The organism is Jannaschia sp. M317, from assembly GCF_025141175.1.
GTDB lineage: Bacteria > Pseudomonadota > Alphaproteobacteria > Rhodobacterales > Rhodobacteraceae > Jannaschia.
Map to the genome: position 1 here is coordinate 37,553 of NZ_CP081160.1, position 12,456 is coordinate 50,008.

11 protein-coding genes are annotated in these 12,456 nt (G+C 65.6%); 2 read left to right on the forward strand and 9 right to left on the reverse strand.

The genetic code is table 11. The annotated features are described in order from the left end of the window. Positions 1–34: 34 nt before the first annotated feature. The 9 genes from K3551_RS19750 to K3551_RS19790 form a co-directional block, all read right to left on the reverse strand. Positions 35–943 (reverse strand): sugar kinase, encoded by a 909-nt coding sequence (locus K3551_RS19750; protein WP_259920404.1) that lies wholly within the window; start codon positions 941–943, stop codon positions 35–37. 4 nt (positions 944–947) lie between these two features. Further along, on the reverse strand, positions 948–1,718 hold the full coding sequence (locus tag K3551_RS19755) for an SDR family oxidoreductase (protein WP_259920406.1): 771 nt from the start codon (positions 1,716–1,718) through the stop codon (positions 948–950). Then, positions 1,718–2,749 (reverse strand): zinc-binding dehydrogenase, encoded by a 1,032-nt coding sequence (locus K3551_RS19760; RefSeq protein ID WP_259920408.1) that lies wholly within the window; start codon positions 2,747–2,749, stop codon positions 1,718–1,720. Before K3551_RS19760 ends, K3551_RS19755 begins: the two co-directional genes overlap by 1 nt. 10 nt (positions 2,750–2,759) lie before the next feature. Next, on the reverse strand, positions 2,760–3,851 hold the full coding sequence (locus K3551_RS19765) for a mandelate racemase/muconate lactonizing enzyme family protein (RefSeq protein ID WP_259920410.1): 1,092 nt from the start codon (positions 3,849–3,851) through the stop codon (positions 2,760–2,762). Beyond that, on the reverse strand, positions 3,848–4,846 hold the full coding sequence (locus K3551_RS19770) for an ABC transporter permease (protein WP_259920412.1): 999 nt from the start codon (positions 4,844–4,846) through the stop codon (positions 3,848–3,850). The genes K3551_RS19765 and K3551_RS19770 overlap by 4 nt, the downstream gene beginning before the upstream one ends. A gap of 5 nt (positions 4,847–4,851) precedes the next feature. Beyond that, on the reverse strand, positions 4,852–5,838 hold the full coding sequence (locus K3551_RS19775) for an ABC transporter permease (protein WP_259920415.1): 987 nt from the start codon (positions 5,836–5,838) through the stop codon (positions 4,852–4,854). Next, the gene (locus tag K3551_RS19780) at positions 5,835–7,361 is read right to left on the reverse strand and encodes a sugar ABC transporter ATP-binding protein (protein ID WP_259920417.1); all 1,527 of its coding nucleotides are present in this window, start codon (positions 7,359–7,361) and stop codon (positions 5,835–5,837) included. Before K3551_RS19780 ends, K3551_RS19775 begins: the two co-directional genes overlap by 4 nt. 68 nt (positions 7,362–7,429) lie before the next feature. Continuing rightward, positions 7,430–8,404: an ABC transporter substrate-binding protein gene (locus K3551_RS19785; protein WP_259920419.1), complete on the reverse strand. Its 975-nt coding sequence runs from the start codon at positions 8,402–8,404 to the stop codon at positions 7,430–7,432. A gap of 58 nt (positions 8,405–8,462) precedes the next feature. Continuing rightward, a complete protein-coding gene (locus K3551_RS19790; protein ID WP_259920421.1) occupies positions 8,463–9,986 on the reverse strand; it encodes an aldehyde dehydrogenase family protein in 1,524 nt (507 codons plus the stop codon). A 130-nt stretch (positions 9,987–10,116) separates the two neighbouring features. Between K3551_RS19790 and K3551_RS19795 the strand changes: the two genes are divergently transcribed. Next, positions 10,117–10,830, forward strand: coding sequence for an FCD domain-containing protein (locus K3551_RS19795; RefSeq protein WP_259920423.1), 714 nt, complete (start codon positions 10,117–10,119; stop codon positions 10,828–10,830). 7 nt (positions 10,831–10,837) lie between these two features. Then, entirely contained in the window at positions 10,838–12,451 is a 1,614-nt protein-coding gene (locus K3551_RS19800; protein ID WP_259920425.1) for a GMC family oxidoreductase, read from the forward strand. Positions 12,452–12,456: the final 5 nt, after the last annotated feature.

Sequence of the window (12,456 nt, forward strand, 5' to 3'; positions counted from 1 at the left end):
ATCCACAGCCGCCCCGGCCGCAGACACCTGCGGTCTAGACGCCCGGCAGCGCCACGTCGCGGGGCAGGATCGCGCCGGGGTGGCAGATGACCGTCGCCGACACTGCGTGCCCGGTCTTCATGCAGTCCAGGATATCGCGCCCCTGGGACAGGGCCGCCAGGAACCCGGCCGCGAAACTGTCGCCCGCCGCCGTCGTGTCGACCACGCGGGTCACGGGCGTGACGTCAAATGTCGCGCCATCGGCCAGCGACACCGGCCCCAAGGCCCCGCGCTTGAGCGCGCCAAAGGTCGCCCCGGCGCTCCGCAACCGCGTCAGAACGGCCTCGTCCGTGGTCTCTGCGAACAGCTCCTGCTCATCGTCGACCGAAGGCAGTGCCACGTCGGCGCGGCGCCACATCTCCATGGTCTGCGCGCGGGCTGTTTCGACATTTTCCCACAGGCGCGGACGATAATTGCTGTCAAAGGCAACGCGCCCGCCCCGCGCGCGGAACCCGTCGATCCAGGCATACAGCCGGTCGCGGGTGGCCTGCGGCAGGATCGCCAGCGAAATGCCCGACAGGTAAACGATGTCGAAGCCGTCCAGCGCGTCGGGCGTGACCGAACAGGGGTCGGCAAAAACCGTGCGCGCCGCAGCGGCAGAACGCCAGTAGCTGAAGCTGCGTTCGCCCGCCGCGTCGCGGGTGATCATGTACAGACCGGGCGACATCCCCGCCCGCGTCTCGATCAGATCGGTGTCGATCCCCTCGGCGGTCAACGCGGACAGGATCCGCGCCGACATCGCCTCGTCGCCCAGGCCGGTGACATAGGACACCGGCAGGTCGGGCAGCAGCCGCTTAAGGTAGACCGCCGTGTTGTAGGTATCGCCTGCCACGCCGATCTGCGCCGTATCCGGGGACAGTGGCGACAGTTCGATCATCACTTCGCCGAGGCAGGCAATCTTCATTGGTTCAGCGTCCCATCCAACCGCCATCCACAAGCATGACGTGGCCATGCATATAGGATGCCGCGTCCGAGGCAAGGAACACCGCCGGACCGCCAAAGTCCTGCGGCTTGCCCCAGCGACCCGCCGGAATCCGCGACAGGATCGACGCCGACCGGTCCGGGTCGTTGCGCAGGGCCTCGGTGTTGTCGGTGTCGATATAGCCCGGTGCGATGGCGTTCACGTTGACGCCCTTGCCGGCCCATTCGTTGGCGAATGCCATGGTCAGCTGACCGATGCCGCCCTTGGACGCGGCATAGCCCGGCACCGTGATCCCGCCCTGGAACGTCAGCAGCGAAGCGGTGAAGATGATCTTGCCCGAGCCCCGTTCGACCATGGTCCGGCCGATGTCGCGGGTCAGGATGAACTGGGCGTTCAGGTTCACCTCGATCACCTTGTCCCACATCTCGTCGGGGTGTTCGGCGGCAGGCGCGCGCAGGATGGTGCCCGCGTTGTTGATCAGGATGTCGATCTGCGGATGATCGGCCAGCACCTGGGCGCTGAACGCCTTGACGGCCGCGCGGTCACCGAAATCACAGCTGTAGCCGGTGAACTTGCGGCCAAGCGCCGTCACAGCCTTGCCGACCTCGGAGCCTTCGGATTCCAGCGAGGCCGAAACCCCGATGATGTCGGCGCCCGCCTGGGCCAGGGCTTCGGCCATGCCGCGCCCGATGCCGCGCTTGGCGCCGGTGACGAGCGCGGTCTTGCCCGCCAGGCTGAAGGTGTCGAGAACGGCCATTATGCGGGCTCCTGGATGCGGATCATGGATTTCATTGCGTTGGGGCTTTGGGTCAGGGACTCAAAGGCGGACTGGATGTCGTCCAGCCCCTGGATGTCGGTGATGAAGCTTTTGCAATCGACCACACCCTTGGCCAGCAAGGCCATGGCGGTGTCGTAGTCTTCGGGGCGGTAAACCCGTGCGCCGATCAGCTCCAGCTCGCGCCAGAAGAACTGGAACATGTCGATCTGCGGCTTGCTGGCGTGGATCGCGACCATGACGATGCGGCCCCGCGTGGCGGCGGCGGCGGTCATCAGGTCAACGCCAGGCTGGGTGCCCGATACCTCGAAGACGACATCGGCACCCTTGCCGCCGGTGGTCTCGTGCATCGCCTTGGCGACGTCCACTTCCTTGGGGTTCATCACCGCAAAGCCTATGCCCTGGGCATAGGCCAGACGCGCGGGGTTGATCTCCGAGATGGTGACATTGGCGCCCGCGTCGCGCGCGGCCATGGCGACCAGCATCCCGATCGGGCCACCGCCGATGACCAGCACGTCTTCGCCCGGCTTGACCTGGCCGCGATCGACATCGTGGCAGGCAACGGCCAAAGGCTCGATCAGGGCGGCGTGGCTCAGGTCCAGATCCTTGGGCAGGACGTGGATGGTATGGGCGGGGACGTTCCATTTCTGCTGAAACGCGCCGGTGCTGTCGATGCCGATAAAGGTCAGCTTGTGGCAGATGTGCTGATGACCGGCCTGACAGGCCGGGCATTCGCCACAATGGTCCAGGGGCCGCACGACGATATGATCGCCGACGGACAGACCCTCGACCCCGTCGCCAAGCGCCGAGATCACGCCGGACATTTCGTGGCCGATGGTCCGCTCGAACCCGACGCGGCCGTCCATGTGGCCCAGATAGATGTGCAGGTCGGTACCGCAGATGCCGCAATAGGCGACGTCCACCTGTACCTGGCCGGCGGCGGGGGCGGGCACCTCGACGGATTCGACGGTAAACGTCTTGTCACCCCGATAAAAGGCGGCCTGGCTGGTCATGTCGTGTTCCTTATTTCTGAAGCAGATCGGCCGCGTCGAGCTTGGCCCAATCAAAGGTGACGCCGCTGCCGGGGACGTCAGGGGCCACGGCGCGGCCCCCTTTGATCACCAGAGGGCGGGTCGTGTATTCGTCGATGGGGAAGGAATGGACCTCGATCCAGCCATCCCCCTTGCACCCGGAAATCAGGCTGACGTGCAATTCCTGCATCCCGTGGCTGCACAGGATCACGTCCTGTTTCTGCGCCCGGTCCGCAACCTTGAGAAAGCCCGTGATCCCGCCACAGTTCGACCCATCGGGCTGAACGAAGGACAGGTTCGACTGCGCGAACGCGTGGTCGAATTCTTCGATGATATGCAGGTTCTCTCCCATGGCAACTGGTATACCAGTTGCCGCAACCCTTGCATAGCCCAGATAATCATCCGGGATGATCGGTTCTTCGAACCAGGTCAGGTCATAGGGCGCAAAGGCCTTCGCCGCCTCGATCGCCTGATCGACGGTCATGGAATAATTGGCGTCGACCATGAACGGCATGTCGGGGCCGATCAGCTCCCGCACGGCCTTGATGCGGGCGACGTCCTCGGCCAGGGGCAGGCCGATCTTGATCTTCACGCCGCCGGCGTCCTTGGCCAGGTAACCGCGTACCGAATCGAGCAATTTGGGCAGGGTGAAGCCCAGGTCGATGCCGCCGCAATAGGCGTTGCAGGTGGTGTCGTTGCCGCCGACCATCTGCACCAGGGACCGGCCCTCGCGCTTGCCGCGTGCATCCCACAGCGCGATATCCACCGCCGAGATGGCAAATGACGCGATGCCGCCGCGCCCGACATAGTGGATATGCCACAGCATTTCTTCGAACAGGTCTTCGACCTTCGATCCGTCCTGACCCATCAGGAACGGGGCCAGGTCGTGTTCGATCATGGCCAGGATGGCATGGCCGCCCTTGCCGCCGGTATAGGTATAGCCGGTGCCTTCGGACCCGTCGTCCATGCGGATCGTGCAGGTGACAAGCTCGAAGTGGTGGTGATCGCCGTGCTTGGCATCCACCAGCACTTCGGCAAGGGGGATATGGAACAGGCGCGGCTCGACAGAGGTGATCCGGGTCAACTGGTGGGTCCTTTCACGGCGGTGCGCGCCATCACGCGCGACTGAAACAGGATCACGGCAAACAGGAAACCACCGCGGATCACCATTTGCCAATAGGCGGAGAAGCTGATGGTGCCGCGCCCGTTTTCGAAGTTCAGGATGTTGAACACAAGGCCCAGCAGCAGCGCCCCCGCAACCGTCGCAGGCACCGATCCCATGCCCCCGGTCAAAAGCGTGCCACCCACCACCACCGAGGCGATGGCCGACAGCTCCCAGCCGATGCCTTCGAGCGGTTGGCCCGCGCCAAAGCCCGAGGCCAGGATCACGCCCGCAAGCCCCGCGCAGCCCCCCGACAGCAGATAGACAAAGGCCTTGGCCTTGTTCACCGGCAGACCCATCAGGGTCGAGGCATCCTCGGACCCGCCGATGGCCAGCACGGTGCGCCCCAGGGATGTCTTTTCCAGAACGATCCAGAACACGACGATCACGATCGCCACCACGATGATGGTCCAGGGCACCAGACCAAAGGCCTTGTTCATACCCATGTTGGTAAAGTTCGATCCCCAATCGACCGCAATCGTCGAGGCCCCGGAAATCACCAGCGCGCCGCCCTTGGCGCCCAGCATGGTGGCCAGCGTCGCGATGAACGGCGGGATGCGCAGGGCGATGATGCAAAAGGCGTTGAATGCCCCAAAGGCCACCCCCGCCAGAACCGCCAGCGGCAGCGCCACCTGAATGCCCCAGGGCGACAGGTAGGCGGCGATCACCGAGGTAAAGGCCGCGACCGATCCCACCGACAGGTCGATGCCCCCGGTCAGGATCACGAAACACATCCCCACCGCGATCACGATGAACATGGAATTGTAGTTGAGGAACGAGCCGAAGTTATAGGCCCCGGCAAAGTTGTCGTAGCGCAGCGCGCCAAAGATCAGCAGCGCCAGCAGGGCCAGCCACACGGCGGCGGATTGTGGGTTGCCGACAACAAAGCGGCGCAGGTCGAATGCGTCCTGGTTCATGGCGCTCACTCCTTCCGGGCCTGTTGCACATAGACGGCGGCCAGGATGATGAAGGCCTTCGCGATCAACGCGACCTCATCCTCGACGCCATTGGCAAGCAGGGTGTATTTGACAAGCTGGATGATCACGGCCCCCAGGATGGCGCCAAAGATCGGGGCGCGGCCGCCTTGCAGCAGGGCCCCCCCCACGACGGCGGCGGCAATCGCGTCCAGCTCCATCAGCTGCCCGTTGCGGGCCGCATCCGAGGCAGAGTTGATGGCCACCACGATCAGACCGGCCAGACCCGACAGCCCGGCGCAGATCATGTAGACCCCCACCTTGACCCGGCGCACCGGCCCGCCCGACAGGGCGGCGGCCCGCTCGTTGCCGCCCACGGCCAGCACGTAGCGGCCAAAGGCGGTGCGCGTCATGACCAGGAACAGAACCACCGCAATGGCCAGCGCCAGCCAGCCCTGGAACGGCAGGCCCAGAACCCGGCCCGTGCCCAGATAGCTGAACTGCGGGTTGCTGAACGTCTGCAGGTTGCCGTTGGTCAGCACCTGGGCAATGCCCCGGCCCGAGATGAACAGGATCAGCGTGGCGATAATGGGCTGAACCTTCAGGATCGAGACCATCAAGCCATTGAACAATCCGCAGGCCAGCGCCGCCAGCATCGGCAACATGATTGCCGCGATCAGGCCCAGGGTCGGCGATCCCTGCGCCCAGTCCGACAGAAAGATCAGCGGGGCCAGCGCGCCCGACAGCGCCATGACCGCGCCCACCGACAGGTCGATGCCGCCGGTGGCGATCACCAGGGTCATGCCCATCGCCACGATGGCGATCGTCGCTACCTGAGAGATGTTTACGAACAGCGTCTGCGCCTGCAGGAAGTTCGGGGTAAAGATCGCGTTGAATAAAAGGATCACGACCAGCGCCACGATCCCCCCGTTGTCCCGCAGAAAGGGTTTCCAGGCAAAGCCGCCGCCGGGACGGTCCAGGTCCTGCACGCTCATGCCGCCGCTCCTTCGCTGGGTCCGTGGGCCAATGCGCCCACGAGAATGTCTTCGGTGATGCCGGGGTTGGTCAGCTCGGTGACGGATTTGCCCTCGTTGAGGACGACGATCCGGTCCGCGCCCTCGACCAGTTCCTCGAACTCGGACGAGATCAGGACCACGCCGAACCCCTTGGCCACGAAGTCCCTGATGATCGCCTGGATCTCGCGCTTGGCGCCCACGTCGACGCCGCGCGTCGGCTCGTCCAGGATCAGCAGTTCGGGTTCCACCGCCAGCCAGCGGGCCAGCAGGACCTTCTGCTGATTGCCGCCCGACAATTCGCGGATCGGCTGTTCCATGTCGGCGGTCTTGATGCCGAGCGCGTCGATGTAGTGCTGCACGATCTCGCGTTCGCGCGCGCGGTCGATCTGACCGCCCCGGGTCAGGCGCGGCAACAGCGCCAGCGTCAGGTTCTCGCGCACCGACATGCCGGGGATGATCCCCTCGGCCTTGCGGTCCTCGGTCAGGTAACCGATGCCCGCGCCGATGGCCTCGGCGGCGGTGGCGGGGGCGCCGTCACGCCCCTTGAGGGTGATCTTGCCCTCGGTCAGGGCATCGACCCCGAACAGCGCGCGCGCCGCTTCGGTCCGGCCCGATCCCAGCAGGCCGCCCAGGCCCACGATTTCGCCCCGGTGCAGTTTCATGTCGAACCGGGTCAGGCGCGGGCCGGTGGCGACGCCTTCGGCGCTCAGCAGGACATCGCCCTGCTTGGCGGCCCCACCCCCGAATTCGGTCATGCCGGCGGCGGCGATGTCCTTGGTGTCGCGGCCCAGCATGCCGCCGATCAGCTCCAGCTTGGTGGTGCCTTCCATGGCGCGCAGGTCCACGGTGCGCCCGTCGCGCATGGTGGTGACCCGGTCGCAGATCTCGAACAGCTCATCGAGGAAGTGCGACACATAAAGAACCGAAACCCCCGCGTCCCGCAGGCCGCGCACGACCCCGAACAGCGTCTGCACCTCGGACGCATCGAGCGAGGACGTCGGCTCATCCATGATGACCAGCTTGGCATCCAGCGACACCGCCCGCGCAATGGCGACCAATTGCTGAATGGCGGTGGAATAGCTGCCCAGCGGGGCCTTGACGTCGATGTCGATGCCGAACCGCGTCAGGATCTCGCGGGTGCGGCGGTGCGCCTCTTTCCAGTCGACGAAAACGCCCAGCTGCTTGGGCTCATAGCCCATGATGACGTTCTCGGTGACCGAGCGCAGCGGCACCAGGTTCAGTTCCTGGTAAATGGTGGCGATGCCGGTTTCCTGTGCCTCGCGGGGGCTGGAAATCGTGCTTTCGACCCCGTTGAAGACGATGGTGCCCGCATCGCGGGTATAGACCCCGGTCAGGATCTTGATCAGCGTGGATTTCCCCGCGCCATTCTGCCCGATCAGGGCATGCACCTCGCCCGGTGCGATGTTCAGCGATGCATCCGACAGCGCGGGCACTCCGTTGAACGCCTTGGCGATGGACGCCATAGACAAAAGGTTTTCCATGGCATCCCTCCCGAAGCCGGATCGGGGGCCGCGCGACCGCGCGGCCCCCCCGTCATATCAGCCTGAACTCAGTAGGCTTCGTCGATGTGATCGGCGGCGTTGGCGGCGGTAAAGATACGGTCCTGCACCTGCACCCAGGGCTCGATCGTTTCACCGTCGGCGTAGCGGTTCATCACTTCGCAGGCCAGCGGGCCAAAGAACGGCGAGCTTTCGACCGTCACGCCCATCTTGCCGTCGATGATCGCCTGCAGCGCGTCGCGGGTGCCGTCGATCGACACGACCAGCACGTCCTCGCCCGGCTTGCGCCCGGCCAGTTCCAGCGCCTGGATGGCCCCGATCGCCATTTCGTCGTTGTGGGCATAGACCACGTTCACGTCCGGGTGCGCCTGCAGCAGGGTTTCCATGACCTGACGGCCCAGATCGCGGGCAAAGTCGCCGGTCTGGCTGGCCACGATCTCAAAACGGTCATCGGCGGCGATGGCGTCGTCGAAGCCCTTCTTGCGGTCGTTGGCGGGCGAGGAACCGGTGGTGCCTTCCAGCTGGACGATCACGCCCTTTTCACCTTCGAAGTTCTCCGACAGCCATTCGGCCACGCGACGGCCCTGGTCGATGAAGTCGGAGCCCAGGAAGGCCACGAAATCCTCACCGGCGACGGCGGCGTTCGGATCGACCGAACGGTCCACCAGGAAGGTGGGGATGCCAGCGGCCTGGGCGCGCTTCACGGCGGGGATCAGCGGCTTTTCTTCACGCGGCGGCAGGAACAGAACGTCGATGCCCTGGGCGATCATGCTTTCCACGTCGGCGACCTGCTTGGCCGCGGATCCGGCGGCGTCGGTGGCGATCAGGTCCCAGTTACAGGCCTCGGCGGTGTCGTGGAACGACTTAGTTTCCGCGATGCGCCAGGGGTTGTTCGATTCCATCTGGCTGAAGCCGACCTTGTAGCGCTCTTTCTTCTCGAGCGGCGGCAGGCCCTGGGCCGATGCCATCGAGGTCATTGCCAAGCCAAGCGCGGTGACGCCCATCAGGATTGTTCTGCGGTTCATGTCTCTTCTCCTCCATTGAGACGCGGCCGGGATGCCCCAGCCAATTTTCGGGGGCCGGTCAGCCCCAGAAATTGTAGGTGGTCTGCTTGCGCAGATACCCGTCGAAGCCATGGCGACCGTCCTCGCCGCCCAGACCCGAATGACCCCAGCCAGTGTGAAAGCCCTGAACGGCCTCTCCGTTGGCGCGGTTGATATACAGCTCGCCGAACTTCAGCTCATGCGGCGCGCGCGCCAGCTGTTTGGCGTCGCCCGACCACAGGTAGGCGGACAACCCGTAGGGCGTGTCGTTGGCGCAGGCGATCGCCTCGTCAAAGCTGCTCACCCGCAGGGCGGTGGCGACGGGGCCGAAAACCTCTTCCTGGATGGTGGGGGCGGCGTTGTCGCGCACCTCCAGAACGGTGGGCGCGATCCAGTGGCCCTTGGCATAGGCACCGTCACGCAGCGGTCCGCCTTCCAGCAGAACCTCGGCCCCGGCGTCGCGGCCACGGGCGATCATGTCGGCGACCTTGTCGACCTCCAGCCGGCTGACCTTGGGGCCGATGTCGACCTTGTCCATGGGGTTGCCCACAGTCAAAGCAGCCGAGGCAGCGGTGAACTTTTCCAGGAATTCCTGCGCCAGGCTGTCGTGCAGATACATCCGCTCGTTGCAGGTGCAGATCTGGCCGCAATTGGTATAGCGCGCGGTCACGGCGGCGGCGACGGCGGTGTCGATGTCGCAGCCGGGCATGACGATGAACGGGGCCTTGCCGCCCAGTTCCAGCCGCAGCACCTTCAGCCCTTCGGCACCGGCGCGGAAAATCTGCTGACCGGCGCGGGTCGATCCGGTCATGGTGACCAGCGATGTCTTGGCATGTTCCACCATGGTCTGACCAACCACGGGGCCGCGCCCGGTGACGACGTTGAACACGCCCTTGGGCAAACCGATGCTTTCGGCCAGTTTCGCCAAGGCCAGACCCGACAGCGGCGTGATCTCATGGCCCAGCAGAACGAAGGTGTTCCCCGCCACCAACGCGGGCCCCAGCTTTCGCGCGGCCAGCGCCATGGGATAGTTCCAGGCGGTCAGACCGACGACGACGCCGTAAGGGTGGCGGCGGATCAGGATTTCCTCGTCGCGGTTGTCCGAGGCGACGATTTCGCCCTCGATCCGGCGCGCGGCTTCGGCGGCATGGGTCAGAAAGGTCAGGACGGCGCCGACCTCGCCATGGGCCTGATCCAGCGGTTTTCCCTGTTCGGTGGTCACGATCCGCGCCAGCGCGTCGGCGTTTGCCTCGACGGCGGCGGCCAGCTTGCGGACCCAACCGGCGCGTTCGATCGGCGGCAGCGCGGCCCAGGCGGGCCCTGCGGCGGCGGCGGCCTCGATGGCGGCGGCGGCATCCTCGGCGGTGCCTTCGGGGATCGTCGCGATGATCGATTCGTCAGCCGGGTTGTCGACCTCGATGACGCTGCGCGTGCCCGCAGGCACCCAGCCACCGCCGATAAACTGCCCCTGCGCCGTGACTGTCCCCGCGGACAGGATCGCATCCAGCATGCCAAATTCCCCAAGCTCGTGCTTCATTATGGTCGGACCATAGTCAGGTTTCATTCTGCATGTCAAACAGGCAATTTTCGATATTTTGCCCGATACCGCCGGAAAAACGGGCTATTGACAGGGGCGGCAATTCTGCAACCATAACCAAACCCCGAATTTGGTCAGAGCAGAAGGAGGCGCAGAGATGGACACGACATCCGCCGCACCCACAGGCCGCGCTGCCGATGCCGTCGTCGCCGCACTGGAGGCGCGCATCGCCTCTGGCGACCTGGTCGACAGTGAGCCCTTGCCCGCCGAACGCGACCTGATGAAGGAATTCGGAGCCTCGCGCACCGTCATCCGCGAGGCGATTTCCGCTCTCAACACCCGTGGCCTGATCGAAAGCCGTCCGCGGTTTCGCCCGATCGTGCGCAAGCCCGGCTATGACGCCGTATTGCAGGCGGCGGGCAAGGTGGTGCCGCATCTGCTGACCCAGGACGGCGGCATCCGGAACCTGTATGACAGCCGCGTCTTTCTGGAACGCGCCCTGGTGCGCGAGGCCGCCGTCGCCGCCACCCGCGACGACATCGCCGCCCTGCGTGCCGCACTGGTCGCGAACGAGGCGGCGATCCCCGATTCGCTGGCCTTCTACCGCACCGACACGGCGTTTCACGGCACGCTCTATGCGATGCGCGGCAACCCGATCTATCCCGCGATCCACGAAGGTTATACCAACTGGCTGGCCCCGCATTGGGAAAAGATGCTGCGGTCGCCGGAACGGAATCATGCCAACTATCTGGCGCACAAGGCGATCTTCGACGCGATCCTGGAACGCGACCCCGATGCCGCCGACGCCGCGCTGCGCCGCCACCTGACCGCGGCCTGGGATTACGTCAGCGTCACGTTCGACCTGGAATAGGCCTCTTATGCCCACAAGTTACGACCATATCGTCATCGGCGGCGGCTCTGCCGGCTGTGTGACGGCCGCCCGCCTGGTGCAGGGCGGGGCCCGCGTTCTGCTGCTGGAGGCGGGGCATTCCCACAAACACCCCCTGCTCGACATGCCGCCGGGCATCTTCAAGATGATCGGCGGGTCGAAATACATGCGCTATCACCAGACGACGCCGCAGGCGCATCTGGACGGGCGCGTTCACGACATCCCGCAGGGCAACGTGCTGGGCGGCGGATCCTCGGTCAACGCGCAGGTCTATATGCGCGGGCGTCCCGCCGATTTCGACGGCTGGGAATCGGTGCTGCGCGGCAATAACGACCGTATCGGCTGGGGCTGGGCCGACGTGCTGCCGCATTTCACGGGGATGGAGGGGAACAACCGTCTGATCGGTGACCTGCACGGCGCCGACGGCCCCCTGCAGGTCAGCGATCCGGGCCATATCGACGACATGTCGCGCTGGTTCGTCCAAGCGGTTCAGACCCTGGGCGAGCCGTTCAACACCGATTTCAACGGCGCCTCGCAGCGCGGCGTCGGCTTCTACCAGTTCACCAATCGTGCCGGGCGGCGCAGCTCTGCCGCCTATGCCTTCATCGCGCCGCTGGACGGCAATCCCAACCTCGAGGTGCGCCTGCACGCCGAGGTCAGCCGCATCCTGATCGAAGACGGTCGCGCCGTGGGTGTCGAATGGAAGGAACGCGGCCAGACCCGCAGCGCGCGGGCCGGGGGCGAGGTGATCGTCACCGCCGGGGCGCTGGTCACGCCCAAGATCCTGATGCTGTCGGGGATCGGTCCCGCCGATCACCTGACCGAACACGGCATCGCGGTGCAGGCCGACCTGCCGGGCGTCGGCCAGAACCTGATCGACCATCCCGAGGTGCCGATCACCGCCTATGCCAACGGGCGTTATGGCTACTTCAAACAGGGTGACGGCTGGCGGATGATCCGCAACGGGGTGCAGTTCAAGATGTTCGGATCGGGGCCCGTCACCTCTGCCGGGGTGGAGGCGGGGGCCTTCGTTAACCCGACGTCACCCGAGGCCCCGCCGACGATTCAGGCCTTCTGCGTGCCGATTGTCTATCTGGACCGGGACGCGCCCAAGGACCTGAAGGACGACTACGGACTGACGATCACCACCGTTGTGGTCAAACCAAAGTCGCGCGGCCAGGTGCGCCTGGCTTCGGCAGATCCGGGCGCGATGCCGGTGGTGTCGCCCAACCTGCTGCACCATCCCGACGACATGGCCGAGATGGTCGAGGGGCAGCGGTTCTTCCTGCGCGCCTTCGACGCCGACCCGCTGGCGCGGCGCATCGACCGGGTGATCCTGCCAGAGGCGCGCGACGACGACAGCCTGCGCGCTCATTGCAAACGGTTCGTGAAAACCAACTACCACCCCGCCGCCACCGCCCGCATGGGGGCCGACGGCGACCCGATGGCAGTGCTGGATGCCCGGATGCGGGTGCGCGGGATCGAAGGGTTGCGGGTGGCCGACATGTCCGCCGTGCCCGACATCAACGCGGGCAATACCAATGCGGTCGCGCTGATGCTGGGCGACCGCTGCGCGGATCTGATCCTTGGGCGGTTGGGCTAGGCCCC